The organism is Synechococcus sp. NB0720_010 (genome assembly GCF_023078835.1).
Classification (GTDB): Bacteria; Cyanobacteriota; Cyanobacteriia; order PCC-6307; family Cyanobiaceae; genus Vulcanococcus.
Genome location: NZ_CP090898.1, coordinates 405741 through 428809, shown reverse-complemented (window position 1 = coordinate 428809; position 23069 = coordinate 405741). Strand labels below are relative to the sequence as shown.

At 62.3% G+C, this 23069-nt stretch carries 34 protein-coding genes; 10 read left to right on the top strand and 24 right to left on the bottom strand.

From position 1 onward, the window contains the following. Nucleotides 1-15 precede the first annotated feature (15 nt). Nucleotides 16-1473 carry a pyruvate kinase gene (gene pyk / locus LY254_RS02325; protein ID WP_247478646.1) on the bottom strand — a complete coding sequence of 486 codons (1458 nt, stop codon included), beginning with the start codon at nucleotides 1471-1473 and terminating at the stop codon, nucleotides 16-18. Nucleotides 1474-1533: 60 nt separating this feature from the next. On the opposite strand from pyk, the gene LY254_RS02320 reads away from it, so the two are divergent. Together LY254_RS02320 and LY254_RS02315 are read left to right on the top strand one after the other, a co-directional pair. Continuing rightward, complete coding sequence (locus tag LY254_RS02320) at nucleotides 1534-1863, top strand: nucleoside triphosphate pyrophosphohydrolase family protein (protein ID WP_247478644.1); 330 nt, start codon at nucleotides 1534-1536, stop codon at nucleotides 1861-1863. Between the two features lie 19 nt (nucleotides 1864-1882). Beyond that, entirely contained in the window at nucleotides 1883-2392 is a 510-nt protein-coding gene (locus LY254_RS02315) for a hypothetical protein (protein WP_247478642.1), read from the top strand. On the opposite strand, the gene LY254_RS02310 is transcribed toward LY254_RS02315, so the two are convergent. The 3 genes from LY254_RS02310 to ilvA are packed head-to-tail and all read right to left on the bottom strand — an operon-like array spanning nucleotide 2389 to nucleotide 4974. Continuing rightward, nucleotides 2389-2676, bottom strand: coding sequence for a YggT family protein (locus LY254_RS02310; RefSeq protein ID WP_010317238.1), 288 nt, complete (start codon nucleotides 2674-2676; stop codon nucleotides 2389-2391). The two genes, LY254_RS02315 and LY254_RS02310, sit on opposite strands and share 4 nt — an antisense overlap. A 55-nt stretch (nucleotides 2677-2731) precedes the next feature. Then, nucleotides 2732-3349, bottom strand: coding sequence for an SMC-Scp complex subunit ScpB (gene scpB / locus LY254_RS02305; protein WP_247478641.1), 618 nt, complete (start codon nucleotides 3347-3349; stop codon nucleotides 2732-2734). Nucleotides 3350-3381: 32 nt separating this feature from the next. After that, nucleotides 3382-4974: a threonine ammonia-lyase, biosynthetic gene (ilvA, locus tag LY254_RS02300; protein WP_247478640.1), complete on the bottom strand. Its 1593-nt coding sequence runs from the start codon at nucleotides 4972-4974 to the stop codon at nucleotides 3382-3384. A gap of 117 nt (nucleotides 4975-5091) precedes the next feature. On the opposite strand from ilvA, the gene dxs reads away from it, so the two are divergent. Both dxs and LY254_RS02290 read left to right on the top strand, forming a co-directional pair. Next, nucleotides 5092-6999, top strand: coding sequence for a 1-deoxy-D-xylulose-5-phosphate synthase (gene dxs, locus LY254_RS02295; protein WP_247478639.1), 1908 nt, complete (start codon nucleotides 5092-5094; stop codon nucleotides 6997-6999). Further along, nucleotides 6992-8245 carry an NAD(P)/FAD-dependent oxidoreductase gene (locus LY254_RS02290; RefSeq protein WP_247478638.1) on the top strand — a complete coding sequence of 418 codons (1254 nt, stop codon included), beginning with the start codon at nucleotides 6992-6994 and terminating at the stop codon, nucleotides 8243-8245. The genes dxs and LY254_RS02290 overlap by 8 nt, the downstream gene beginning before the upstream one ends. A 15-nt stretch (nucleotides 8246-8260) precedes the next feature. Here LY254_RS02290 and psaK read toward each other — a convergent pair whose 3' ends face one another. The 7 genes from psaK to LY254_RS02255 form a co-directional block, all read right to left on the bottom strand. Continuing rightward, on the bottom strand, nucleotides 8261-8518 hold the full coding sequence (gene psaK, locus LY254_RS02285) for a photosystem I reaction center subunit PsaK (protein ID WP_010317232.1): 258 nt from the start codon (nucleotides 8516-8518) through the stop codon (nucleotides 8261-8263). 58 nt (nucleotides 8519-8576) lie between these two features. Further along, nucleotides 8577-8909, bottom strand: a complete 333-nt coding sequence (locus tag LY254_RS02280; protein WP_247478636.1) for a DUF3593 domain-containing protein — start codon at nucleotides 8907-8909, stop codon at nucleotides 8577-8579. Continuing rightward, nucleotides 8909-9208, bottom strand: coding sequence for a DUF2499 domain-containing protein (locus tag LY254_RS02275; protein WP_247478633.1), 300 nt, complete (start codon nucleotides 9206-9208; stop codon nucleotides 8909-8911). Before LY254_RS02275 ends, LY254_RS02280 begins: the two co-directional genes overlap by 1 nt. Before the next feature lie 20 nt (nucleotides 9209-9228). Continuing rightward, the gene (locus LY254_RS02270; RefSeq protein WP_232197302.1) at nucleotides 9229-9375 is read right to left on the bottom strand and encodes a hypothetical protein; all 147 of its coding nucleotides are present in this window, start codon (nucleotides 9373-9375) and stop codon (nucleotides 9229-9231) included. Nucleotides 9376-9495: 120 nt separating this feature from the next. Further along, nucleotides 9496-10044 (bottom strand): DOMON-like domain-containing protein, encoded by a 549-nt coding sequence (locus LY254_RS02265; protein WP_247478631.1) that lies wholly within the window; start codon nucleotides 10042-10044, stop codon nucleotides 9496-9498. Between the two features lie 2 nt (nucleotides 10045-10046). Then, the gene (locus tag LY254_RS02260) at nucleotides 10047-11153 is read right to left on the bottom strand and encodes a phosphotransferase enzyme family protein (protein WP_247478629.1); all 1107 of its coding nucleotides are present in this window, start codon (nucleotides 11151-11153) and stop codon (nucleotides 10047-10049) included. A gap of 67 nt (nucleotides 11154-11220) precedes the next feature. After that, nucleotides 11221-11457, bottom strand: coding sequence for a DUF3136 domain-containing protein (locus tag LY254_RS02255; RefSeq protein ID WP_010317220.1), 237 nt, complete (start codon nucleotides 11455-11457; stop codon nucleotides 11221-11223). Between the two features lie 148 nt (nucleotides 11458-11605). Here LY254_RS02255 and LY254_RS02250 point away from each other — a divergent pair, with 148 nt between their 5' ends. Next, nucleotides 11606-11803: a hypothetical protein gene (locus LY254_RS02250; RefSeq protein WP_247478627.1), complete on the top strand. Its 198-nt coding sequence runs from the start codon at nucleotides 11606-11608 to the stop codon at nucleotides 11801-11803. Here the strand turns inward: LY254_RS02250 and LY254_RS02245 are convergent. Next, nucleotides 11800-12459, bottom strand: a complete 660-nt coding sequence (locus LY254_RS02245; protein ID WP_247478626.1) for a class I SAM-dependent methyltransferase — start codon at nucleotides 12457-12459, stop codon at nucleotides 11800-11802. The two genes, LY254_RS02250 and LY254_RS02245, sit on opposite strands and share 4 nt — an antisense overlap. A 58-nt stretch (nucleotides 12460-12517) precedes the next feature. Between LY254_RS02245 and LY254_RS02240 the strand changes: the two genes are divergently transcribed. Then, nucleotides 12518-13438, top strand: coding sequence for a transglycosylase SLT domain-containing protein (locus tag LY254_RS02240; protein ID WP_247478624.1), 921 nt, complete (start codon nucleotides 12518-12520; stop codon nucleotides 13436-13438). A gap of 20 nt (nucleotides 13439-13458) precedes the next feature. After that, entirely contained in the window at nucleotides 13459-13911 is a 453-nt protein-coding gene (locus tag LY254_RS02235; protein WP_010317215.1) for a nuclear transport factor 2 family protein, read from the top strand. A gap of 3 nt (nucleotides 13912-13914) precedes the next feature. Here LY254_RS02235 and LY254_RS02230 read toward each other — a convergent pair whose 3' ends face one another. The 7 genes from LY254_RS02230 to LY254_RS02200 form a co-directional block, all read right to left on the bottom strand. Beyond that, complete coding sequence (locus LY254_RS02230; protein WP_029626323.1) at nucleotides 13915-14328, bottom strand: hypothetical protein; 414 nt, start codon at nucleotides 14326-14328, stop codon at nucleotides 13915-13917. A 23-nt stretch (nucleotides 14329-14351) separates the two neighbouring features. After that, on the bottom strand, nucleotides 14352-14588 hold the full coding sequence (locus tag LY254_RS02225) for a hypothetical protein (RefSeq protein ID WP_247478622.1): 237 nt from the start codon (nucleotides 14586-14588) through the stop codon (nucleotides 14352-14354). Nucleotides 14589-14653: 65 nt separating this feature from the next. Continuing rightward, a complete protein-coding gene (locus LY254_RS02220) occupies nucleotides 14654-15436 on the bottom strand; it encodes an ABC transporter permease (protein ID WP_010317210.1) in 783 nt (260 codons plus the stop codon). Continuing rightward, nucleotides 15433-16167, bottom strand: a complete 735-nt coding sequence (locus tag LY254_RS02215) for an ABC-2 family transporter protein (RefSeq protein WP_247479705.1) — start codon at nucleotides 16165-16167, stop codon at nucleotides 15433-15435. The genes LY254_RS02220 and LY254_RS02215 overlap by 4 nt, the downstream gene beginning before the upstream one ends. A 65-nt stretch (nucleotides 16168-16232) precedes the next feature. Further along, the gene (locus tag LY254_RS02210; RefSeq protein ID WP_247479703.1) at nucleotides 16233-17210 is read right to left on the bottom strand and encodes an ATP-binding cassette domain-containing protein; all 978 of its coding nucleotides are present in this window, start codon (nucleotides 17208-17210) and stop codon (nucleotides 16233-16235) included. A 23-nt stretch (nucleotides 17211-17233) separates the two neighbouring features. After that, nucleotides 17234-17548: a hypothetical protein gene (locus LY254_RS02205; protein WP_247478621.1), complete on the bottom strand. Its 315-nt coding sequence runs from the start codon at nucleotides 17546-17548 to the stop codon at nucleotides 17234-17236. Between the two features lie 20 nt (nucleotides 17549-17568). Next, on the bottom strand, nucleotides 17569-19044 hold the full coding sequence (locus tag LY254_RS02200; protein WP_247478615.1) for a bifunctional orotidine-5'-phosphate decarboxylase/orotate phosphoribosyltransferase: 1476 nt from the start codon (nucleotides 19042-19044) through the stop codon (nucleotides 17569-17571). Nucleotides 19045-19297: 253 nt separating this feature from the next. Between LY254_RS02200 and LY254_RS02195 the strand changes: the two genes are divergently transcribed. Then, nucleotides 19298-19498 (top strand): Nif11 family protein, encoded by a 201-nt coding sequence (locus LY254_RS02195; protein WP_247478613.1) that lies wholly within the window; start codon nucleotides 19298-19300, stop codon nucleotides 19496-19498. 80 nt (nucleotides 19499-19578) lie between these two features. Next, a complete protein-coding gene (locus LY254_RS02190; RefSeq protein ID WP_247478602.1) occupies nucleotides 19579-19737 on the top strand; it encodes a hypothetical protein in 159 nt (52 codons plus the stop codon). 3 nt (nucleotides 19738-19740) lie between these two features. On the opposite strand, the gene LY254_RS02185 is transcribed toward LY254_RS02190, so the two are convergent. From LY254_RS02185 to LY254_RS02165, 5 genes are all read right to left on the bottom strand, one after another. Further along, a complete protein-coding gene (locus LY254_RS02185) occupies nucleotides 19741-20835 on the bottom strand; it encodes a zinc peptidase (protein ID WP_247478601.1) in 1095 nt (364 codons plus the stop codon). Next, entirely contained in the window at nucleotides 20832-21377 is a 546-nt protein-coding gene (locus LY254_RS02180; protein WP_010317198.1) for a rhomboid family intramembrane serine protease, read from the bottom strand. Before LY254_RS02180 ends, LY254_RS02185 begins: the two co-directional genes overlap by 4 nt. Beyond that, on the bottom strand, nucleotides 21374-21790 hold the full coding sequence (locus tag LY254_RS02175) for a hypothetical protein (RefSeq protein WP_247478600.1): 417 nt from the start codon (nucleotides 21788-21790) through the stop codon (nucleotides 21374-21376). Before LY254_RS02175 ends, LY254_RS02180 begins: the two co-directional genes overlap by 4 nt. Nucleotides 21791-21932: 142 nt before the next feature. Beyond that, the gene (locus tag LY254_RS02170) at nucleotides 21933-22508 is read right to left on the bottom strand and encodes a PCC domain-containing protein (RefSeq protein ID WP_010317196.1); all 576 of its coding nucleotides are present in this window, start codon (nucleotides 22506-22508) and stop codon (nucleotides 21933-21935) included. An 8-nt stretch (nucleotides 22509-22516) separates the two neighbouring features. Continuing rightward, complete coding sequence (locus LY254_RS02165) at nucleotides 22517-22675, bottom strand: hypothetical protein (RefSeq protein ID WP_010317195.1); 159 nt, start codon at nucleotides 22673-22675, stop codon at nucleotides 22517-22519. Nucleotides 22676-22806: 131 nt separating this feature from the next. On the opposite strand from LY254_RS02165, the gene LY254_RS02160 reads away from it, so the two are divergent. Next, nucleotides 22807-22995 carry a hypothetical protein gene (locus LY254_RS02160; RefSeq protein ID WP_010317193.1) on the top strand — a complete coding sequence of 63 codons (189 nt, stop codon included), beginning with the start codon at nucleotides 22807-22809 and terminating at the stop codon, nucleotides 22993-22995. The last annotated feature ends 74 nt before the right edge of the window (nucleotides 22996-23069 follow it).

Below are 23069 nucleotides of genomic sequence, written 5' to 3'. Positions count from 1 at the left end.
CAGCAGAGCCCCGTTTTAAACGATGCTCGGGTTGAGAACGGTGCCCTTGCCCACGACGCTGACCTTGACCAGGTCGGTCGAACCGCTGACATCAGCGAAGGTTCCGGCGGTCTGAATGACCAGATCCCCTTCTTTGAGCATGTTTGCCTCCGCTGCCACTTCCATGGCCCGGTTAAAGGTTGCCGCTGCGTTGTCCATGTCGGAGACCAGCAACGGGGTCACGCCCCAGACCAGTTGGAGCTGTGAGGCCACCTTGCTGTCGCTGGTGATGGCCAGGATCGGTGTGCTCGGACGGAATTTGCTGACGTTGCGTGCCGTGGATCCACTCTTGGTCAGCGGAAGGATGGCCGCAGCCTCCAGCTGGCTCGCAATCGAGCTGACGGCGTGGGAGATGGCGTTCGGAACGGTTGAGGCCAGCTGCCCATCGCTGCTGCGGCTGGGGTAGTCCCGCTCGATGCGCCGGGCGATTTGGCTCATGGTGGCCACGGCCTCGACGGGGTAATCACCCACGGCGCTTTCGTTGGAGAGCATCACCGCATCGGTGCCATCGAGGATGGCGTTGGCGACGTCGCTGACTTCTGCGCGGGTGGGCCTGGGGCAGCTCACCATCGAGTCGAGCATCTGGGTGGCGGTGATGACCGGAATCCCCAGGGTGTTGCACTTGCGGATCAGTTCCTTCTGCAGCAGGGGAACTTCCTCGGCGGGCATCTCCACACCGAGGTCGCCGCGGGCCACCATGACGCCGTCGCACATCGGCAGCAGCGCATCCATCTGGTCGATGGCTTCAAATTTTTCGATCTTCGCGACCACGGGCGTGTTGTGGCCGTGGGAACGAATCAGGGCCTTGATCTCCTCCATGTCGGAGGGATTGCGCACGAAGCTCAGGGCCACCCAATCGACGCCTTGGCTCAGACCAAATTCGAGGTCTTCCCGGTCCTTGTCGGTCAGGGCACGGACGGAAAGCTGCACGTCCGGGAAGTTGACGCCCTTGTTGTTGGAGAGGACGCCACCAACCGTGACGGTGCAGTGGAGGGTCTGGCTGGACTGCTCCACTTGGTCCACGACCATCTCGACGCGGCCGTCATCCAGCAGGATGCGGCTCCCGGGGACCACTTCATCCGCCAACTTGTCGTAGGTGACGGTGGCGATGGTTTGGCAGCACTCGACGTCCCTGGACGTCAGGGTGAAGGGATCGCCTTGGGCAACGGTGATCGGACCGTCCTTGAAACGGCCCAGGCGAATCTTGGGGCCCTGGAGGTCCTGGAGGATCCCGATGTGAACCCCCATCTCCGCGGCAACCTTGCGGATGGTGCTGATCCGCGCTGCGTGCTCGCTGTGGTCGCCGTGGGAGAAATTCAGGCGAAAGGTGGAGGCACCGGCCTCAATCAGGCGCCTGAGCTGCTCAGGCGATTCGGTGGCGGGACCGATGGTTGCCACGATCTTGGTGCGACGCGTGAGATCGGGCAGGGCCATTCGGGGGCGCCAAAGGGAGAAGCGACACTATCATCGAGGCCCTCCAGCGCTGTCGTACCAATGGATCTGAATGCTTATCAGCAGGGTGCGAGGCAAACGGCCCGCTATCCCGATGTGGGCTCCAACCCCATCTACCCAACCCTGGGCCTCTGCGGAGAATCCGGAGAGGTCGCGGACAAGGTCAAAAAAGTGCTGCGCGATAGCGGTGGCGAGTTTTCCGCGGAAGTCCGGGAGTCCTTGAAGCTCGAGCTCGGTGATGTCCTTTGGTACGTCGCTCAGCTCGCCAGTGAGTTGGGCTTCAGTCTCGATGAGATCGCCCAGGCCAACCTCGACAAATTGGCCAGTCGCGCCGCCCGTAACGTGATCGCTGGAAGCGGCGACCACCGCTAAGCAGCTGGAGTCACGCTGGATGCAGATGCACCGATCGCTCTCACGGGCCCTCGCTCGAGCGCTGAGCGCCGTGCTCGTGGTGGCCTGCACAGTCTTCGGCGCCGCCCCTGGCGCCTTGGCCGCTGGTCTGAGCGTTCACGACGTGAGCTTGGACCCCTGTCCTGCTGAAGATATCGGAGCTCAACCGCAGCTCAAGCGGCCCAGTGGTGCCAGTTGTTTTGTGCTAAGGGGCAGTGTCGATAACCCTGGTCGCAAGACGGTATTTGACACCGATGTCTTTGCCCAAATCCTGGACGCCAGCGGCGAACCAGTGCTTCAGAACCGTTCTCGAGTCGGCTCCATTGGCGATGTCGAGCAGGGCAACTCAAGCTTTGCCCTGCGTCTGGCTGTCCCAGCGGGAACCCCAGGACCGTTCAGCTTCTCCAACGTGAAAGCGCGCGGCTTCAGCGCTCCTGTTCGGACCCGCGCGGGTGAGTTTGATGACCTGCTGCCGTTGGAGCAGGCCGTCGCCGACGTGGATCCGGCTTAGAAGAAGGCTGGATAGAAGTAACCCCGGCTCTGCTCCAGCAAGCTTTGGAGTAACTGCAGGGCCAGGAAGGCCACGATTGCCGAGAGGTCCAGGCCGCCCAGGGGGGGAATCAAACCGCGAAACACCCCGAGGTAGGGGTCGGTGATCGCACTGACGGTGGAGAGCACTGGATTGCTCCAGTCGAGATTGGGGAACCAGCTCAGCAGCACACGAACAAACAGAACGAGCGTGTAGATCGAGAGCGTTTGGATCAGGACGCCGATCAGATCGCCGAGGATGGACATGGCTGCAGCTGCGTTGAAGTCACTCTATTGAGTGTGTGTGGAGGCTGGGATTGCCCTAGGCGGCCTGCTCCCACTCTTCATCGCTGACCTCGACTGCGGGACTGGCGGGAGCTGGCTTGACCGCCTTGCGCTGGGCCACCAGCTCATCGGTCTTGACCGAGAAGGTTCGATGGAACTTCTCACTGAGGCTCAACCAGAAGGACCGTCCCTCGCTTTGGCGTTTGCGCTCGATGAAGTTCTGGGCCAGCAGCTCCTTGATGTGGTCGTAGGCCCCTGATCCCCGCAGGTCCACCAGATCGGATTGCAGGATTCGCTTTTTGATGGCAATCGTCGCCAAGGTGCGCAGTGCCGCTGTGGAGAGGTCCACCGGCAGCAGGTTCTGCACTAGATCCCCCAGGCCATCCCGCAGTTGCAGGCTGTAGCGCTTGCCCTCCTGGCGAATCTCGAGGGCGGTGTCCCTGTGTGCGTAGTCGGCCATCAGGGTGATCAGGCCCATCTCGACCTCATCACGACTGGCGCCTGCGATCTCGGCTAGCTCGCCCTGGGTCAGAGCCCTGCCCTTGAGATAAAGGATGGCCTCTAGCCGTGCGGGTAGCGAGAGATTGCTGCCGGCCCGTTGCAGGGCAATCGTGTCGCCTTCAGCGGGGATGGGCTCTTGGGTGTCGCCTGCCATATCCCCCGGCTGAACAGTGCGTTGCTCGAAAGTTATCCCACGCTCAAGCTGCCGGCCAGCTCACCCAGGAAGAGGCGATAGGCCGGATTGCTGGTCTCATCGGCGTACTGATAGCCCAGTCCATCGAGGAAGCTCTGCCATTCGTTCATCTCCGCCTCGGGCACCTGGACCCCGACGACGATGCGGCCGACGTCTGCCCCGTGGTTCCGGTAGTGAAAAATGCTGATGTTCCAGTTGGGGTGCAGGCTGGTCAGGAAGCGCATCAGTGCGCCCGGTCGCTCCGGGAATTCGAAGCGGTAGAGCAGTTCCCGCCCATGGCCAGCGGCCTCACCCGTGCTGGCCGGTAGCCGACCGCCAACCATGTGGCGAAGATGGAGCTTGGAGAGCTCGTCGTTGGAGAGATCCAGGCAGGGGAAGCCGGCTTCCCTGAGGCTGTGGATCAAGGCCTGTTCATCGGAGCTGCCGCTGGTTTGCACCCCAACAAAGATGTGGGCGCGACTGGGGTCGGCCAGTCGATAGCTGAATTCGGTCAGGCTCCGCTGCCCCAGCAGGGTGCAGAACTGACGCAGGCTTCCGGCCTGCTCCGGGATCTCGACCGCCAACATCGCTTCGCGGTCTTCGGTGATCTCGGTGCGCTCCGCCACAAAGCGAAGGCGATCGAAGTTCATGTTGGCCCCGCAGGCCACGGCCACCAGCGTCTGTCCCTCGCGCTGACGGCGGCTGATGTCAGCCTTCATTCCCGCCACCGCAAGGGCACCGGCCGGCTCAAGAATCGAGCGGGTGTCTTCAAAGACGTCCTTGATGGCGGCGCAGATGGCGTCGTTGTCGACGGTGACCATGGCGTCGACGACAGTTCTGGCCAGCTCGAAGGTCTGAACACCGACCTCTCGTACGGCGACACCATCGGCGAACAGTCCGACCTGCTCGAGCTTCACCCTCTCCCCTAGGGCCAGGGAGCGGGTCATGGCATCGGCATCAACCGGTTCCACCCCGATGACCTCAACGCTGGGCCAGAGGCTTTTGACGTAGGCGCCAATGCCAGCGATCAGGCCACCTCCGCCGACGGCGATGTAGATCGCATCGGGGGGCTCAGAGCACTGTCTGAGGATCTCCAGCCCAATGGTCCCCTGGCCTGCGATCACCTCAGGGTCATCAAAGGGATGAATAAAGGTCAGCCCTCGCTCATCGGCCAGTCGGTAGGCCTCCGCGCAGGCGGCGTCATAGGTGTCGCCCTCCAGCACCACCTCAGCTCCCCGGGCCGCTACGGCCCTGACCTTCATCTCTGGGGTGGTCACGGGCATGACGATCACCGCTCGACAGCCCAAGCGCTGGGCGCCCAGGGCCACGCCCTGGGCATGGTTTCCGGCGCTCGCAGCGATCACGCCCCGCTCCAGCTCCGATGGGCTGAGGCTGGCCATCTTGTTGTACGCGCCGCGCAACTTGAAACTGAAGACCGGCTGCAGGTCTTCCCGCTTCAGCAGAACGGTGTTCTTCAGCCGCCTGGAGAGGTTCGGCGCTGCATCGAGGGGCGACTCGATGGCCACGTCGTAGACCCTGGCCCGCAAGATTCGTTGCAGCATCTCCATGCCGGAGCCGGAGGTCTGGTTGGGGCCGGTGGCTGTCATTGCGACTGGACGATCACACCAGTCTCGCAAGCTCCTGGGATCGGTCTAGGGGTAGCCAAATCAACCCCAGAGGACGTCCGGCTCCGCGTAGGCTGAACCCCAATCTTGGCCGCAGGCATGCATCTCAGCGAGCTGACGCATCCGAATCAGCTGCATGGCCTGAGCGTCACTGAGTTAGAGGGCATTGCCCGTCAGATCCGAGAACGCCACCTGGAGGTGGTGAGCACCAGCGGCGGACACCTCGGTCCTGGCCTGGGCGTTGTGGAACTGACCCTCGCCCTCTATCAGACCCTCGACCTCGACAAGGACCGCGTGGTCTGGGATGTGGGCCACCAGGCCTATCCCCACAAGCTGATCACTGGTCGCTACAAGGATTTCCACACCCTGCGTCAAAAAGACGGGGTTGCGGGCTACCTCAAGCGCTGCGAAAGCTCCTTTGACCATTTCGGTGCAGGCCACGCCAGCACTTCGATTTCTGCCGCCCTGGGCATGGCCCTGGCCCGTGATCAACGCGGTGAGGATTTCAAGAGTGTTGCCGTCATTGGTGACGGCTCTCTAACCGGGGGCATGGCCCTGGAGGCCATCAACCACGCAGGCCACCTCCCCAAGACCCGCCTTTTGGTTGTCCTCAACGACAACGACATGTCGATTAGCCCCCCCGTCGGGGCGCTCTCGACCCACCTGAACCGGATGCGGCATAGCCGTCCGCTGCAGTTCCTTCAGGACAACGCGGAAGAGGCGATCAAGCACTTGCCGTTCATGCACGGTGAGCTGCCGCCGGAGCTCAAAAACCTCAAAGAGAGCATGAAGCGTCTCGCCGTCCCCAAGCTGGGCGCGGTCTTTGAGGAACTGGGTTTCACCTATATGGGCCCGGTCGACGGCCATGACATCGCAGGTCTGATCGACGTCTTCGAGCAGGCCCACGCCCATGAGGGTCCGGTGCTGGTGCATGTGGCCACCACCAAAGGCAAGGGCTACGCCTTCGCTGAGGCGGATCAGGTCGGCTACCACGCCCAGAGTGCATTCGATCTAGCGACCGGCAAGGCCTACCCCTCCAGCAAGCCCAAGCCCCCTAGCTACAGCAAGGTCTTCGGCCAGACCCTGGTCAAACTCTGTGAGCAGGATCCCAGGGTGGTGGGCATCACGGCCGCCATGGCCACGGGCACGGGTCTGGATCTCCTTGAGAAGGCGCGCCCCCAGCAGTATTTCGATGTCGGCATCGCTGAGCAGCATGCCGTGACCATGGCGGCTGGCATGGCCTGTGAAGGACTGCGCCCCGTTTGTGCGATCTACAGCACCTTCCTGCAGCGCGCCTACGACCAACTCATCCATGACGTCGGCATCCAGAACCTGCCGGTCACTTTTGTTTTGGATCGCGCCGGCATCGTCGGTGCCGATGGCCCCACGCACCAAGGCCAGTACGACATCAGCTACCTGCGCTGTGTTCCGAATTTCACGGTCATGGCGCCGAAGGACGAGGCCGAGCTGCAACGGATGATGGTGACCTGCTTGAACCACAGCGGTCCGACCGCCCTCCGCATTCCGCGGGGTGAAGGGGAAGGAGCCCCCTTGATGGAAGAGGGATGGGAGCCCCTGGAGATCGGACGCGGTGAACTGCTCACCGATGGTGATGATCTGCTGATCGTGGCCTATGGCTCGATGGTGGCTCCGGCCATGGCTACAGCCGGTCTGCTGCAGGAACAGGGCGTCCGCGCGGCGGTGATCAACGCCCGCTTCCTACGCCCGCTGGATGAGGCGTTGATCCTGCCGATGGCTCGCCGGATCGGCAAGGTGGTGACCATGGAAGAGGGCTGCCTCGCCGGTGGCTTCGGCGCCGCTGTGGTCGAGATCCTCAACGACAAGGACGTGCTGGTGCCGGTGCACCGGATTGGTATCCCGGATGTGCTGGTGGACCACGCCACACCGGCCCAAAGCAAGGAGGCCCTGGGCCTGACCCCGGTCCAGATGACCGAGTCCATCCTGGATCGCTTCGGCACCTTGAAGCGCCAGGCTGTGGGTGTCTGAAACGCCTCGCGATCAGAGAACCTGGGATGTGCTGATTGCGGGCGCCGGTCCGTCCGGCTCTCGCTTGGCACAGCAGTTGAGTGCAGCCGGCGCCACGGTGCTGCTGGTGGAGGCCCTGGAGGACTTCTCGAAGAACGCCTTCAGCAGTGCCGCCCTGCCGCTCAGCGCCGTCGAGCGTTGGCAGCTGCCCGAGTCGGTGATCGCCTCTCGCTGGGACCAGTGGCAGCTCTTTGGGCCGGGGGAGAGTCGCCGTTGCTGGGCGGCCGATGCACCACTCGGCGTTGTTTTGGACTTTGCGGCCCTGCGGCGCTGGTTGGCAGATCAGGCCCTGGCCAGCGGTACGCAACTCCAGCTCGGCTGGAGGGTCTGCGCCACCGAGACCCTGAGCTCCGGTCTCGCCCAGACGCAGCTGCGGGGCCCGGGGGGCCGTGAAGCAGTGATCACCAGCCGTTTCGTGGTCGATGCCACCGGAGAAAAACGTGTGCTCATGGGTGAACCACGCCACCACCCCCTGGTCAGTGGCTCAGGGGTGGAGTGGGTGCTCCAGGTTCCCGTCGAGCGCTGGCAGGACTGGGCCGGGCGCCTGAGTTTCATGCTCGGCAGTCGTTGGGTTCCCCAGGGCTATGGCTGGGTCTTTCCCATGGAGCCCGGGCGCTTAAAGGTGGGCGTCTGCCGCCTGCACGACAGCGGGCGCTCGCAACCGCCGCTCCACCAATTGCAGCTGCAACTGCTCGATCGCCTGGGGCTGACTGGCGACAACGTGGTGGATCGCCATGGGGGGCTCATCCGCAGCACGATTCGTCGCCGTGAAGCGCATCAACGTGGTGCTCTGGTGGGATTGGGCGACGCGGTCAGCACCGGAAACCTGCTCGGTGGCGAAGGCATTCGCCATGCCCTGACCAGTGCCGATGTTCTTGCACCCCTCCTGCTTGGGGCCCTGGCTGGGCGAGGCCGGCCCCTCGCGAGCTATCCCAACCGTTTGCGCCAAAAGCTGGGGTGGCGCTGGTCCCTGAGCGGCCGTCTGGCCCAACGCACCTGGCTCGGCCTCTCCGGTGAACCGGCCGATCGTCGTTTGGAGCGTCTACTCGAGGGGTTGCAGACAACGGCCAGTGCCGAGGCACTCTCGCGGTTGTTGTTTGATTACCGCTTCGAGCGCTATGGATTGCGGGCCCTGCCCTACCTGCTGGGCTGGGCATCCATGGCTACAAAAAAGCCCCCCTGCAGGAGGGGGGCTTCAGACGACTGAACGAAGGAGCGTGGATCAGACCACGCCGCGGGCGGCCAGGCCGAGGATCGCGCCCATGCCGAGGATGTGACCGAAGGAGGTGGTGGCCAGCAGAGCGGCGTGGCTCATGCCGCCAAACATGGCTGCGTTGGGAAGCTGTGCACCCTCGTTGGGGTACTTGATGGTGGCCTTGCCGATGCCGATGGCGATCACGTTGGCGATGATCATCACCAGGCCCACCTTGGGAGACCAGGCCACGGAGGCGGGGGCGATAGCCAGCAGAGGAGCGAGCATCGAAATCTTTGGGTGACACCTCATCTTCCGAGCGGCGCAGGCCAATGGCCCCCTTCGCTTAAGACTTGTTCACCCCCTTGGGCATGAATCCCAGCAGGATCATCACGTTGCTGACGGTCAAGAACAGCTCTGCGCCCCCATGCAGTGGATCCACATCGGCCAACTGACGGCCGTAGAGCCCTTCGGCCAGCAGGGCCGCTGCAATCGTGATCAAGACAAAGATCAAGGTGAAGCCAAAGCCCCAGAGGGCCAGGGGTGGAACGCGTTTGGACTTCCAGGCCCACCAGAGAAAGGCCAGGTAAGGGAACAGTGAGGCCGCGAACAGGGGCGAGGGATCAACACTCCCGAGTTGGCTCAGACCAGCGCTCAGAGCTTGGATCAGCCCGTTCATCACAGGGTTGCCCGCTTGCGCTGGAGATTCCAGGCCGCCAGAGCCATGGCAGCGTTGCCAAGGACGGTGCAGCCGGCCTGCAGCACGACCAGTCCGTAGAGCTCCTGGGCGTTATCGAAGAGGTGCCAGGTGCAGGCGGCCATGGCACTGATCAACGCTGGAACCATGGCCAGCGCTAGCCAGTTCCACTCCGGCTCTCCGCGCCGTTGGCCCCACCGTTGAATGGCCAGCATGGCCAGTCCCCACTCCAACACTGAGGCCACATGGATCCACCAGGTGGGTAGGGAAAGTGCGTGCATGGGCCGTTTCTAGCGGCCGCTTAGACGACGTGGGTGCTGAGGTGCTCGAAGACGGTCTGCAACACCGCAGCCATCTCGGGCTTGAGTTGGCAATCCGGGGTCGTTTTCGATGCCAGAAGAAGCAAGGCGCAGGCATCGACCAGCTGGGAAGCTTCAGCCGTGGTCATGCTGACCAGGTGCTCTTCTCCGCAGTGGGTGACATTCACACCGGACAGACGTTGATGTAGCGCACGCTACTGAAAAGAACGTTTCGCTTTCAAAGCGTGTGAATTTCTTCGGTTTTGTAATCAGTCTTGAGCGGATTGTTTTGCCGTGATGCTGAAGCTTTCGCGCCGGTGAAAATCGGCTTCACTGGCGCAGTGCTTCAACGCCCAAAAGCTGCATCCCTGGTGGTGTAACGCGACAACGGCCGTCAGAGAGCATTCCAGTTGCTCAAAGGCTTTCTTCAGATCCAGGCAAACCTCGGACTCCAGGATCAAGGCCGAATCCAGTTCCTGCCGGCGGCTGTTGATTCCTTTGACCTGGATCCCCGTTTCGATGGCCAACCCCTGCCTGTAGTCCTCCAGCCTGTAGAGGTTCCAATCACCACTGGGACTGAGGTTGAACTCCCAGTAGGGACGCTGGCCCGGAACGCCAAAAAAAGCTTCGAGGCAGGTGCTCTGCCAAAGACCGTCTACACGCTTGGGCTCGGCTGTTGCTTCCGGGCAAACCAGTTGATCGCTTGGGCCCTGCAACCTGAACTGCAGTTGCAGCTCGGAATCGCACAGAACGAGATTCGCTTCAACACTGCAGTCCTGGAGGAACGCTTCGTGTTGAAAGGGCTGCAGGCGAAGCACGGTTACAGGGCAGCAGGGGCCTGGTTGCTCAGGCCCACCAGCAGCGTTTGCAGCAACTCCCACTGCTCTTCGATGCTCTGGGTGAGTGCAAATTGCACGCGGGCGCGTTTGAGGTTTTGTCCGGGCGTCTTCACCTTGAAATAGGCATCGCCATTGAGGTGATCCGTGAAGAAGCGAAGACCTAGTTCGAAGCTGATCAGTCGAGCGGCTTCGGGGATGAAGCGACGATCCGATGCCGTCAGCATCGAACCGGCCGCCTCGAGGTAGCCCCGCAGGATGGCTTCGGCTAATCCCAGATCAAAACTGACTTGATCGGGGCTGCTGGCCTCCTCGCCAGCCCGGTTGCAGCAGGAGCGCAGGCAATCTCCGATGTCGTACTGCACCAGTCCTGGTTTCACCGTGTCGAGATCGATCAGGGCGACGGCCTCGCCCGTCTCTGTGTCCAGCATCACGTTGTTGATCTTGGGATCACCGTGAATCGGCCGCTCCTGCAGTTCGCCGCGCTCCTTGGCCTGCTCGAGGACGGAGCAGAAGCCTTCGCGCTCGCGAATAAAGGCAATGCAGAAGTCGGTGTCCTCGCAGGGCTCGGCTTGTGTGCGTACCAGCGCCTGCCGGTACTGATCGAGGTAGCGAGGGGTGATGTGGAACCCCTCGAGGGTGTCGTGGAGAGTCTCGGTGGGGAGGTCGTGGATCAGTTGATGAAAGCGACCGAGCCCCCGGCCCAGTTCGTAGGCCTGCCGCTCATCCTCAATCGCATCAACGCTGCGGGCCTGGCCGATGAAGCTCATGCAGCGCCAGACCTTGCCCTCTTGGCAGCGATGCCAGGGATCGGCTGAGCCCCTTGGCGCCAGCAACTGCGGGTGCTCCCAGCGGGAGCTCTGCGGTGGCTGCTCCTTCCCTGCGATATGCGCCTGCAGGGTGAGCAGGTTGCGCATCACCTGCTCCGGTGAGCCAAAAACAGCGGTGTTGATCCGCTGCAAGACATACGCTCCGCGAGCGGTCTCGACGAGATAAGTGTCGTTGACATTGCCGCTGCCCAGGGGGCTGACCTGCAACACGGTCCCTGGGGGATGAAAGACCTCAGCGGCCTCCAGGAGAGCGGCGTCCATCGAATGACGCTGTCACGGAAACAGCCTTGTCCTGAGGACTCGGGGTCAGCTGTTCGAGAGGACCGGCCTAGCTGGCCGTGCTCTCCCGTTGAATCTCCCGCTGGAGCTGATAGCGGATCTGGTCCGGTGCCTTGTACTGACGGGGAAGGCAGTTGTGCAGGGTCTCGAGCCTGCTCCAGACCAGGGTTTTTTCGATGCCGGCGGTCGAACGTCCTTCGAGCAGCAGCTGTTTCAGGGCCTTGCGGTAGAGGAAGTATTTGGACTCCAGCTCACCAATCGTTAGACCTTCTGAACTCGCTGTCATCTGAAGGCCCTGTACCAGCCTTCAACCTACGCGAGTGACCGGGTGCCCTGGGCGACAGCGTTGCAGAGCCAAATCAAAAAACTTTCTCTCGATTGATTGCCCGCTCTCCATGAAGCGGTTCTCATGGACCCACCTTTGGGGCTGCCGCATGCTTGCTGCCGTTGCCAACGCCGCGCTCTTGCTGCTCTACGGAGTGGTGGGTCTTCAACTGGTGCGGGCCTTTCTTAGCCATCGGCGCCGTCTGCGCCAGAAGGCCAAGCGCTTGATCCTCGAGTTGGCCTACTCCGCGGACGAACCAACGAACGCTCCAGCTCCCTTGGGGCGCGACCGCGATTGGGCCGCTTAAGGCAGCTGGTTTGGTTTGTGGCTGATCACGGCAAAGAACGGGTCACCCGGCTGACCGAGCAGCCCCATCACGCCAGCGGCCTTTGTGGTTTCTGCGATTCGCTCGGTTGACTGCCAGCCTTGGGCCTCCAGGACCCCTGCGACGTAATCGAGATGGTCCTGATCGCTGCTATCGGTCCAGATCAGGGGTGCTTTGGTGAAGAACATCCGGTTGGAGAAGGCAACGATCACCTGACCGCCAGGCCGCGTCACCCGCAGCAGTTCACTGGCGATGGCCTCGGGATATTGGAGGTACTGCCAGCCGGCGACGATCAAGGTGGCGTCCACGCTGCTGCTGGGTAGTGGTAGTTCCTGGTTTTGGTTGAGGTTTTGCAGCCAGTAGCTATCCAAGCGGGGGTTGGCCGCGAGTTCTTTCTCGTTTAAACCGTGCCCGATCACCCGCTCGAGGGCCTTGTCCTCTGGAAGGTGTGAGACCCAGCTGGACATCAAATCCAGCACTACGGCGTTCTTTGGAATCCGCTCTGTGTAGAGCGCGGTGAGCCGTGTGCGGAAGGCCTGGTCCAGGTGATGCACCAGCCGCGGCTCGGCATAAAACAGGACGTCATCGGATCCGTCCCACTTGCGCCTCTGGGACTCCTCCAGCACCAGAACGGTCATGGCTGATTGATCGGTCGCTGCAGTCTGCTGTAGGCATGGGCGCAGCGGCCCTGAATCCATGACCCGATCCGTTGGCTTGGTTCTTGCTGCAGCCCTGGCAGGACTGGTGGCCTGTGCCTCCCCCAACGAGGCCCAAAGCAATGCTGCTCCCGCCGCCGCGCCGCGGCGGCAACCCCGCAGTTACCCAACGGTTCCGCGTGCTGCAAGCGAGACCGCGCGTCGACTGGCTGCGCTTGAGAGCCAGTTGCGCGATCCGCAGACGCCAGCGGACGAACTCCCGGATTTGGCCCATCAACAGCAGGTGATCTATCGGGTTCTCTCGCTTGATCGACAGCGCAGTCAGGCGGTCCTGGATCAACTCCCAACCCGTTGGCGTTCCGTGGCCGAACGGCACCTGGCGGCGAGACGTGCGTTTCTGGCGATGAGCAAACGCCGCCCTGCCCAGGTGCCGGCCTGGCGGATTATTCCCCCCGAACCCCTGCCCCAGTTACTCGCCCACTACCGCAAGGCCGAAGCCGCGACAGGGATCGAGTGGGAGGTGCTCGCGGCGGTCAACTTGGTGGAGACCGGGATGGGACGCATTGACGGCGTCTCCATTGCCAATGCCCAGGGCCCGATGCAGTTCTTGCCAACCACCTGGGCGGAGCCAGGCATCGGCCGAGGGGACATCCGTAATCCCCATGATGCGATTCAGGCAGCGGCCCGTTATCTCGTGCGCCGCGGCGGTCTCAAGAACATTCGCCGTGGTCTCTGGGGCTACAACAACAGCGATCTCTACGGCGAGGCTGTTCTCCTCTATGCCTCCTTAATTAAGGAGGATCCCAAGGCCTTGGTGGGCCTTTATCACTGGGAGATTCACTACAACGCCCAGCAGGGGGATCTTTGGCTTCCGGTTGGCTACGAACAACTCCAACCCCTGCCTGTCGATCGCTACCTGCAGTTGCACCCCCGCAGCGCTCCTCCCAGGAAGTCAGGATGAGCGCACCCGCTCCTTGAGCTGTGACTGCTTCTTCCTCTGGATTCCAGCTCCCACTGACGGAGCAGTCCCTGCGTCAGCTGTTCACCAAGCCCTATGGCGCACCGGCCCCGAGCCATGGGCAATGGAAAGCGGTGTATGCACCGGATGTGCATTTTGAGGATCCCACCCAGTCCCGCGATGGACTTCAGGCCTACCTCGATGCCCAGGATGGCCTGGTGAACCGTTGCGATGATGTCTACCTGGCTCCGCACGCCGTCGCCCTGAGCGGCCAAACCGCTTTTGTCGAATGGACGATGGGGCTGAAGATCAAGGGCATTGAGTTCGTGTATCCGGGCGCGACGCGACTGCGGCTCAATGACCAGGGTCTGATCGTTGATCACCGCGACTATTTCGACTTTGTCGGCCCAACGTTTGCCCCTGTCCCCTTGATCGGTGGTTTTGTGCGCTGGCTCTACAAACGCTTCGTGGACTAAGTCTCAGGCGCTCGGTTGATCCTCCGCCAATTCAGCCACCATGACCGCTGCACAGGTTTGTTCCATCAGCTCCTGGTAGCAGGGCTCATCCGGCCGCATCTCGGCCAGTGATGTCCAGCACTGGATCACCCCCGCGCGAACCGCACGGCGCTTGATCGGCCGGCGTTCCCCTGGCGGTACGGGAGACGTCTCCAGCCAGTCGTCGATACAGCTATGCATCGCCGCAAAGACATCGGCCATCCCATTGGTTGCGTATTGAGCCGTGACCAGGTCATGGGCGACAAGCAACCCGGCCTGTCGTCCCAGGCGATCGCTCGCCGTCTGCTCATCCGTCGTCGCCCCAAAGCGAGCATCCAGCCAGGTGCTGAGCTGGATTGAGGTTTCAAGGCTGATTCCAGACTGGAAGAAGGGAGTCATGGATGGGGACATCTGTGTACATCCTACCCGCGCTTGGAATGGGACCAAATCTCGAAGTCCATCGAGAACTTTTCGCGAAGGAACTGGCGGAAGTCCGTGTCTGGGGTCTCATCGAGGCCGGGGCCTGCACGACGCTCGATCGCCTCATCCACAAGGATGGCGATGGCTTTTGAGATCGAGTGGCGCTGCTCTTTTGAGAAGTCGCGAACCCAGTGCGCCGCGGCCTCGCTCAGGATGACTTGGTGGCGTTCGCTGGCCAATCTCTGACCTGGACCTCCCACAATCCTACACAGACTGTGTATCTAATGCAAGGCTGGGTCTGGACTCAGCTGCTGGCTGACGTGTAGTGGCGCAGCGCGAATTGCCAGAAGAGGCGACTGGCGATCAGGCTCCCCGCGGCCATCAGCACTGATCCCAGGGCCCAGTGCCAGGACCCCTGACCCAGAAGGGCCTGGGATGGAACGGTGGTCATGAAGGCCACCGGCAGCACAAACACAAACACCAGCCGCAGAGCCGGTGGGTAGGCACTCACCGGGTAGCGCCCCGCCACGAGCGTGTAGCGGAGCACTTCAGTGGCATTCCAGACCTTCACGAACCAAATCGAGAGGGCTGCGAGTGAGAACCAGAGGCTGTAGAGAATCGCAGCACCACTGGCCAGCAAGAGTCCACCCAAGAGCAAGGACTGAGGGCGGATTTCGGGTAAGCCCAGGACCACCAGGACGCAACCAGCCAGTAAACCTGGAGCGCCCCAGGGGGAAAAGCAGCGCAGGGACAGCCAGAGCTGCGAGTCCACCGGTTTCAGCAGCACGAAATCCAGGGTGCCCTGCTGAACGTGGTTCACGATCTTGCTGAGGTTCGGCTGGAGCAGGCAGCTCGTGAAGCCATCGAGCAGCGTGTAAAGCCCGAGGACGATGAGCGCTTCATTCCAAGTCCAGCCCCCAAGGGTGGACTGCCCAGAAAACAGCAGTGACAGCACAAAGAGGCTTCCGGCCAGATTTCCGAAAACAGAGAGGCACTCCAGAACAAGGTTGAGCTGGTACTCGCTCTCGGACTCCAATGAACTGCGCCAGAACTGCAGCAGCATCGCCAGGGTTTTGGAGCGTCTCATGCGCCCATGGCTCCGTAGCGCCTCAGCCCCCTCTGCCAGCCCCAGTAACAGAGGGGGCTGAGGATCAGGCACCAGATCAGCAGGCTCAAGTACCCACCGCCCAGGTCCACCGGTAGCCCTGAAAGCAGCCGTGCCGGGAAGTCGACCATCGCTGGAAAGGGTGTGGCGAGGGCGAAGCGCTGCACGGCAGGCGGAAAGGTGTCGAGTGGTGCCACCAGCCCCGAGAGGAAGAGATAGGGAATCACCAGGAGGCGATCCAAAGCCGCAGCGCGCTCACTCCAAAAACAGAGCATGCTGCTGAGGGTTTGCAGCAAAAACCGCAGGACGAACGCACCCCACAGGGCGATGAGACCAAGCAGCAGTTCCTGAAGACTCGGCCTCCAGAGCAACCCTGGATCGACCGCACTCAACGCCAGGAGCATGAGGGCCACAAAGGGGATGCGTGTGGCCTGTTCCGCAAGGTGTGCCGCGAAGTAACGCCACAGGGGTTGGAGCGGTTGCAGCAGAAATGGCGACAACTTGCCGCTGACCACGTCCTCTTCAAAGACATGGATCAGCCAGACCACGCTGAACTGGCGGACGATGAACGCCGCCACGAAGTAATGCCGCAGTTGTGCGGGACTCCAGCCCGCCTGACTGGCCGCACCGCTGTTTTGCCAGACCCCAAGCATGATCAGTGGCAGAACACCGGAGAGGGCCCAGAGAGCGATCTCGGCGCGGTACTCCAGCATGTAGGCGTATTGGGTGCTCAGCAGCGTCCGGGCGATCCGTAGTGACGCACGGGGCGAGCGCACGCTTAGTTCCGTCCTGCCTGTTGGAAGAGGCTGCGCATCAGCTCCTCGATCGGCGGATCATTCACTTCAAGGTCCAGGACCTCAAAGCGACTGAGAAGCGCGGCTACCGAATCCGTCAGCTGATCCCGTGGCACCAGCAGTTGAACCTGATGGTCCTGATGGGACTCGACGGTTCCGAACGCTTCAAAGGCCTCGCGCGGCAGGGGCTGATGCAGCTCCAGTCGGACCTGGCGATGGGGGCTGAGTTTGCTGGTCAGGGCATCCAAGGGGCCGTCATGGAACAACGCCCCCTCGTGGATCAACAGGACCCGCTCGCAGAGGGCCGTGATGTCCCCCATGTAATGGCTCGTCAGCAGGATGGTTGCCCCAGTGCGCTGGTTGTAGGTGGCAAGGAAGTCGCGAACCCTCCCCTGGGCCGTGACATCCAAACCCAAGGTGGGTTCATCCAAAAACAGCACCCGGGGCTGGTGCAGCAATGACGCCAGCAGTTCGGCTTTCATGCGCTGGCCGAGCGACAGCTTTCGCACGGGGCGATTCAGTTCCTCCCCCAACTCCAAGAGATCCGCCAGTTCACTGACCCGGCGCTTCATCTCCCGTTCGGGGATGCCATAGACCGCCGCATTGACCCGGATTGAATCCCAAGGAGGCAGGTCCCAGATCAGCTGTTGCTTGTTCCCCATCACCAGGGTGATGTCCTGCAGGAAGCCAGGCTGGCGCCGTTGCGGGATGGCTCCGGCGACCCGCAGCTCACCAGCACTGGGGTGAATCAGCCCGCTGAGCATTTTTAAGGTCGTGGTTTTCCCCGCCCCATTCGGACCAAGGAACCCCACCATCTCTCCTTCCTGGATCCCAAAGCTGATGGCCTTAACGGCATCAAGGTCCCGGTAGCGGCGTCGCAGCAGGTGACGAATGGTGCCCTGCAGTCCCGGTTGTTTCTCGGCAATCCGGTAGGTCTTGCTGAGGCCCCGCGCCAGGACCATGGCGTTGGTGGAGCTGCTCAACGTCAGAGCTCGATGCAGGCCTTGGCCTGCTCTCCCAGGGGATCAATGAATTCGACATCGAGCGTCGACTGGAGTTCCTGGGCCTGGCGCACCCGTTCACAGGCCAGATCGTTTTCGCCGCGGTTGAACAGATCCTCTGCCTCATCCGTGAGCGTCTGCAGCTGCAGCTCTTGCTCCTGGCGTTGACGCTGCTGTTCGTCCGAAGCCGCTGGTTGAGGTTGGTTCTTTGGTGGCGATTGACGGGCTGCGGGGCCACAACTCACCAACAGAGCTCCCAGGGCGATCAGACCGGCCGTTGTCCTCAGGAGCCTGGTCACCCGCCTCATCGCATCTCCCCCTATCCCAGCACCTTGGCTTGCTCGGCCGTGAGACGACCAGCATCCAGCAGGGCCTTGGTGATGCGCTGGATGTCCAGCACAGCATGGAAGTCATAGCCCTTGGCCTTCAGTCGCTCGCGGGCACTTTGATCGCGCTGACCGCCGTGATCGATAAAGACCACGACGTCGTTGACCTGCAAACCGGAGCGCTCCAGCTTGGCAATGCCCTCGAGCACACTGCCGCCACTGATCAAGATGTCATCGATCACGATCACGCGGTCTCCCTCCTGGAAATCCCCTTCGATCAGGCGCCTGGCCCCATGGGCCTTGACTTCCTTTCTTGGGTAGATCAGGGGCTTGTGCAACTGCAAAGCCAGCCCGGTTGCCGTGGGTAAGGCTCCATAGGGAATGCCCGCGATGCGATCGAACTGCAGGCCCTCCATCAGTTGCGCGTAGCCATGGAGGACGCGATGGAACAGGTTCGGATCGGAGATGATCTGCCGCAGGTCGATGTAGTAGTTGAAGACGGCTCCTGAGGCCTGGACGTATTCCCCAAACAACAGGCAGCCGATGTCAAAGAGCTCAACGATGAGCTCCGCCATCGGATCCGAGCTGGTTTGCTCGGACGCTTGATTGGCCAGCCAGAGCTCGCAGGTCTCGGCTTGTTCGGAGCGGTGCTGCTCCATCCAGCTGGTTCGCCTGCGGTTGATGCGACCTTTGAGTGCTTCGGCCTGTTCCGCTAGGTCGTCTTCAACCAGCAGGTTTTGGGGCATGGGAATCAGTAGGCCATCCGCTGAGTTGCTCAGGCCGGCCTCCAGCAGTCCATCGACCCGTTCTTCTTCGCTCCAGATCGAACGCAGCATCAGCACGCGCTCGGGTGCGGCCTGTCTGACCCGAGAGAGGACCTTGGGGTCACTGGTTCCCACCTCCAGTAGGACCTGGTCTGGGGTGCCCCAAAGTTGGCTCTCCCGCACGATCTGCAGGAACAGGGGATCGCTGTCGTTGGGGTGGTACTGGATTCGTTTGGCAGCCGGGTTGGAGCTGCGGCAGGTGATGACGACTGCCTTGTCCCGATACAGCAAAAACGGAGCGGCGATGTCCTGACCCGCCAGGGGAGAGAGGGTGACCGCATCGACGCCCAGGTCTTTGAACAGGTAGTGGGCGAGGGCCGTTGAAGAATTCAGATCGCCGTGTTTGGCGTCGATGATCAGGGGGAGATCGCGCGGCACCAGATCGCGCACCTCCAGCAGCAACTCCAGTCCGAGTGGGCCCAGGGCTTGGTAGAAGCCGAGGCTGGCCTTGATCGCACAGACGTGGGGACTGGTTTCCTCCACCACCGCCTTAATCCAGTGCCTGGCCTGACTCAGGAAGGAACGGTTGCCCATCCCCCGGCGCAGAGCCCAGCTCTGCAGCATCTCGGGGTTCGGGTCGAGTCCCGTCATCAGCAGGGACTGACGCTCTGCGATGGCTTCAGTGAGTTGAACGAAGAAGCCCATCGCCCGCTGGCGGCTTGAGTCGTTGTTAAGGGATCCCTGGCGCCCTGGGAAAGGGCATGACACAGCTCGTTGCAATACGGAGCAGTCTCATGTGCCCATCAAGGTCGGGGCTGGGGCTTGAACCACGGCAGCCTCAAAGGGGTTCTGGCGACAGAGCCGCTGCAGTTGAGCCTCAGGAGGCTCGCGAGACTCGCTGCCGATGCCTGGCTTCTGGGCTTTGGCTTTGCGATGGTTTGGAACCCACTCAAGCCTCATGAGCTGGCAAGAACTTGAGCGCTTGGTCGTCGATGCGGAGACCCGTCCGCACTTGCGTCACCGGTTGCGGCGCTGCCGCGATGACAACGGTCTCTTGCTGCAGGCCCGTCTCCTGGGCTATCGCATTACCCGTGTCGATCTGCAGCAGGCCTGGCTGCAGCACCGCCAGGACGAAGAGCTCAAGTCCTTGCAAGGCTGAGGGGGATAGCTCGGGATCTGGCCCCCAGCGCTGGATGCCAGTGAGAGCCCACGGTTCGATCCGTTCGCTGCATTCCCTGCGTGAATCTCGAGCTCGATCGACGTTGTTTGGAACTCGCGGTTGCGGACCTCAGGGCACTGCCCAGCTCCGACCGACCGACGGCCATCGGTCATCTGCGCGTGATCGACTCAGCCTTGGCGGAGAAGCTGACTCTGGAGCTGCTCTTGGAGTTCAGCTGACGCTCAGCAGTCCCTCTCCGCCAGCACCTGGGCCTGCCCCTTGCCGTCCCGTCCGATGGGTTGGGGGTCGAAGTCATCAGCACTGACATCAAAACTGCCGCTGTTGCACCAGAGGGTGAGTTCGCGCTTGGTGTAGCTGCCCAGGGCTCTCCCCTTGCCCTGTTGCATCGCCATCCCAACGCACTGGTCCTGACTGCCCCAGACGCAGCTGGCCGCACCGAGAAGCCCCCCGATCAGATTCGTCGCGATCTGCTGGCCCCGCTCAATTTCGAAACGCCGCACCTCATAGCGCCGTGCCCCCAGCAGGGAATCCCCTGGCTCCCCGGGGAGTGGCCGGCTGAAGGTTTCGTTGGTGTCAACGGTCCAGTTCCCCACCGACTGCCCCGGTTGGAGCTGGCTGCTCAACCCCAGGGTCAGGGCCTGAAAGCGATCCTTGGGATAGCCGTGGTGCTGCCTTGAGATGCGCTCGTAGTCGCCCATCTCAAAGAGCAGATTCGCCGTATTGGAGAAGTCGTCCACCTGGAGTGCGCCGACGTTCATCAGCCAGCCGAGAAAGACTCCGGTTCGCCAGTCGGCAGCGAGTTCCTCCTGTTTGACGGTGAGCCCCATGCCGCCACTGAAGGGGCCGAGCCCCTTTTCTCGGTTGACGTGATGGCCCCACTCATGGGCCAAGACGGCCAGATCCAGCAAGAGCAGTGCAGCATCGCTCTGGCCCTTGGCTGCTCTGACGCTCTTGCGCAGTTCCAGGGCCATGGCGATTTGTTTGCTGGGGGGGCAATAGAAGGCCATGGGATGGCGCACCTCCTTCACCCCGCAACCATCGGCGCGATCGCCCGCGAAGAGCAGTTGTGGCTTGACCTTGGTGCCCCAATGGCGGTGGAGCAGCTCATGGGCCTCCCGGAGATAGTCCTGGCGTTGGCTGGCTTGCCGGGACGCCTCGAGCTTCAGGGCATCTTTGGCGGATGCGGCTTCCAGCACCGGTGGGGGTTCCATGCCGGGTGCCCAGGGCTGGGCCGAAGCGCCAAGGGCCATGGCGAGGCTGATGAGGAGCGCACCCAGCGGTTTGCCAAAGCCTGCTCGAGGGATGAGATGAGTCATGGTCTTGATCGCGAGACCACCGCAGCGGCGAGCAGCCCCCCTGCGAAGCCGCTGGCATGGCCGATCCAGCTCACCCCAGCTGGGGTGAAGAACGGCAAAAGACTGGGGAGAATTCCGCCATAGATCAGCAGGACCGCCAGCGACAGAAGCATGGTCAATGGTCTGCGCTCCAGCCAGCCAATCAACAACAGGTAACCCAGTAATCCATAGACCACACCTGAGAGGCCGTGGGCGCCATTGGGCCACCACAGCCAGACCGGAATGGCTGTGAACAACACAGCGGCCCAGACGGCCAAATAGTCCCACTTGCTCTTGAAGCAGACCAGCCAGGAGAGGGGAAGAAACAAGCCGCTATTGGCGAGGAGATGTCCCCAACCGCCGTGGCTGAAGGGGGCGGTCAGGATCCCCAAGGCCGGACCACCGGGAAGCATCGGCAAGTTCCACTGCCCGCGAAAGAGCAGTTGATCGATTCCCTCCTGCAGCCAAGCCAATGCCAGCAGAGCCAGCGGGATCAGCAGCGCCGCCTTGAGATCCCGCGTCATGCCCTCAGGAGCTGGATCTCCATGACGGCCAGCGCTTCATCAGGCAGGCCAAGAAAGGCATTGAGCCATGCGTCCTGGCAGGGGGCGATGCTGGCGACCCCCACCAGTTGCCCCCTGCCGTCCTGGTCGAGGGGTCGCCCTTGACGGCGGTGCCGCAGCCCCTCGATGGACCCGCTGGTCAGTGCGGTGTCCACGACGAGATCTGAGGCTTGGTAGACGGGTTGACGGGCAGGTCCCAGGGTGAAGCGAAAGCGAGATCGGAAGCGCAGGCTCAGGGCGCCGCTGCTCGGGTCCAGCTCGCCCTCGAGCTGTTCTGGCTGGATCTGAACGCTGATCCCTGGGGGCAGCGGAAGGCCCAAGAGCCGGGCTGTTTGGCAGTCCAAAGGGGGGATGGTCAGCCCTGCGATGGGCACCTTCAGTGCGAGGCGCCCCTGTTGATCGGCAGGGGATTGGAGGACGGGGCCCCCACCACTCGAAGCGTTGTACGAAAACGGGGGGAAGCGTCCGATGACCAATTGACACTGGGCCCCCGTTCGGAGCTGCCAGGTATTGGTCTCAGAAGCCTGTGCGGAAGCGATCAAGTTTTCCTTGGCCGTGCCAATCGGCCAGGTCCTCGTACCCGCCGATCATCGCCCCCTCAATCCAGATCTGGGGCAGTGAGCCCGCCTCCGGTGGGGCCAGCTCGAACGGAATTCCCAGGCTGCGCAGCATGCGCATCGCGCGGTTCGACCAGGGGCATCCCTCGGCAACAGCAAGCCGGATTCGCGGTTGAGCAGTGGAGGAAGGAGCGCGCGTGGGGGCGGATTGCTTCAGCAGACCCACCAATAAATCGGCACCTTTGAGAACTTCACTGCCGTGCTCGAGATGTCCGCCCCAAACCTGGCACTCGCCATCGGAGAAGCTCAGGTGCAGGTGCACACCCTGAGGGGAGATCGTCCCCTGCAGGCTGATGATTTCGAGTTCTCCCGTCAGCACAGTGGGTTGGTCACTGCCGGGGCAAGCAAAAGCGACCCTGCTCAGGTTGCCGACAATGCTCAGTACAAATCCTTCGGCCTGCTGCTGCTGGGCTAGCTCTTCAAGGCTTTTGCGAAGGTCGGCGCCAGGGCCGAGGTGAATCGCTTGAGGCTCCATGCCTGTCGTCAGGCGCCGATTTTTTCATTCGGGACCCACTGGGCTAGGCGCTGTTCGTGGCGCACCAGCTGGTATCGGTTGAAATCCGTGGGTGAGTTGCCGTAACGGAGCTTGAGCTCGTGCAGTTCCTGACGCATGGACTGCAGGACGGGATTGTTCTCGTTCACTCCCTGAACTCAAACCTAAAGCCAACCTTAAGTCCCTTTTTGGCGCTGCGCTAGTCCCCCTTGAGACATCTGTGATCAGTCCCCTTTGCCGTGGCTAGGGATGGAGTGGAGATTGATCGAGGTCATTGGTAATGGAGCAAGCCTTTTCCGTGGTGGCGCACCCCCAGGCGCTCGTGGCAGCCGGTGGCCTTCTGGCGCTGAGCTTGGCCTTGGGGCTGGAGCTCAGCCTCCTTGTGCGCCTCCTGTTCAAGCCCGCTTCCACCCAGGTGGAGTCCTGGTCTGCCTCGAACCCTGAGTCCTTCGATTGGATGTACGAGTAGGTCCTCCTGCTCAATGGGCGTGACAACAGCGAGGGATGCGTCTTGGTCGCTTGATGCGCTCAGCCCAGGGGATC

Bases quoted from the DNA above. Each gene is read 5' to 3' on its own strand.
- LY254_RS02260 (WP_247478629.1), bottom strand. From the start codon at position 11,153: ATGGACGCCGCTCTCCTGGAGGCCGCTGAGGTCTTTCATCCCCCAGGG.
- LY254_RS02250 (WP_247478627.1), top strand. From the start codon at position 11,606: ATGCTTGCTGCCGTTGCCAACGCCGCGCTCTTGCTGCTCTACGGAGTG.
- LY254_RS02315 (WP_247478642.1), top strand. From the start codon at position 1,883: ATGCAGATGCACCGATCGCTCTCACGGGCCCTCGCTCGAGCGCTGAGC.
- pyk (WP_247478646.1), bottom strand. From the start codon at position 1,473: ATGGCCCTGCCCGATCTCACGCGTCGCACCAAGATCGTGGCAACCATC.
- LY254_RS02280 (WP_247478636.1), bottom strand. From the start codon at position 8,909: ATGAACGGGCTGATCCAAGCTCTGAGCGCTGGTCTGAGCCAACTCGGG.
- LY254_RS02170 (WP_010317196.1), bottom strand. From the start codon at position 22,508: ATGGAGCCTCAAGCGATTCACCTCGGCCCTGGCGCCGACCTTCGCAAA.
- LY254_RS02220 (WP_010317210.1), bottom strand. From the start codon at position 15,436: ATGAGACGCTCCAAAACCCTGGCGATGCTGCTGCAGTTCTGGCGCAGT.
- LY254_RS02215 (WP_247479705.1), bottom strand. From the start codon at position 16,167: ATGCTGGAGTACCGCGCCGAGATCGCTCTCTGGGCCCTCTCCGGTGTT.
- scpB (WP_247478641.1), bottom strand. From the start codon at position 3,349: ATGGCAGGCGACACCCAAGAGCCCATCCCCGCTGAAGGCGACACGATT.
- LY254_RS02180 (WP_010317198.1), bottom strand. From the start codon at position 21,377: ATGACGCGGGATCTCAAGGCGGCGCTGCTGATCCCGCTGGCTCTGCTG.
- LY254_RS02210 (WP_247479703.1), bottom strand. From the start codon at position 17,210: ATGGTCCTGGCGCGGGGCCTCAGCAAGACCTACCGGATTGCCGAGAAA.
- LY254_RS02195 (WP_247478613.1), top strand. From the start codon at position 19,298: ATGAGCTGGCAAGAACTTGAGCGCTTGGTCGTCGATGCGGAGACCCGT.
- LY254_RS02185 (WP_247478601.1), bottom strand. From the start codon at position 20,835: ATGACTCATCTCATCCCTCGAGCAGGCTTTGGCAAACCGCTGGGTGCG.
- LY254_RS02240 (WP_247478624.1), top strand. From the start codon at position 12,518: ATGACCCGATCCGTTGGCTTGGTTCTTGCTGCAGCCCTGGCAGGACTG.
- LY254_RS02245 (WP_247478626.1), bottom strand. From the start codon at position 12,459: ATGACCGTTCTGGTGCTGGAGGAGTCCCAGAGGCGCAAGTGGGACGGA.
- LY254_RS02200 (WP_247478615.1), bottom strand. From the start codon at position 19,044: ATGGGCTTCTTCGTTCAACTCACTGAAGCCATCGCAGAGCGTCAGTCC.
- LY254_RS02320 (WP_247478644.1), top strand. From the start codon at position 1,534: ATGGATCTGAATGCTTATCAGCAGGGTGCGAGGCAAACGGCCCGCTAT.
- ilvA (WP_247478640.1), bottom strand. From the start codon at position 4,974: ATGACAGCCACCGGCCCCAACCAGACCTCCGGCTCCGGCATGGAGATG.
- dxs (WP_247478639.1), top strand. From the start codon at position 5,092: ATGCATCTCAGCGAGCTGACGCATCCGAATCAGCTGCATGGCCTGAGC.
- LY254_RS02275 (WP_247478633.1), bottom strand. From the start codon at position 9,208: ATGCACGCACTTTCCCTACCCACCTGGTGGATCCATGTGGCCTCAGTG.
- psaK (WP_010317232.1), bottom strand. From the start codon at position 8,518: ATGCTCGCTCCTCTGCTGGCTATCGCCCCCGCCTCCGTGGCCTGGTCT.
- LY254_RS02160 (WP_010317193.1), top strand. From the start codon at position 22,807: ATGGAGCAAGCCTTTTCCGTGGTGGCGCACCCCCAGGCGCTCGTGGCA.
- LY254_RS02230 (WP_029626323.1), bottom strand. From the start codon at position 14,328: ATGACTCCCTTCTTCCAGTCTGGAATCAGCCTTGAAACCTCAATCCAG.
- LY254_RS02310 (WP_010317238.1), bottom strand. From the start codon at position 2,676: ATGTCCATCCTCGGCGATCTGATCGGCGTCCTGATCCAAACGCTCTCG.
- LY254_RS02270 (WP_232197302.1), bottom strand. From the start codon at position 9,375: ATGACCACGGCTGAAGCTTCCCAGCTGGTCGATGCCTGCGCCTTGCTT.
- LY254_RS02255 (WP_010317220.1), bottom strand. From the start codon at position 11,457: ATGACAGCGAGTTCAGAAGGTCTAACGATTGGTGAGCTGGAGTCCAAA.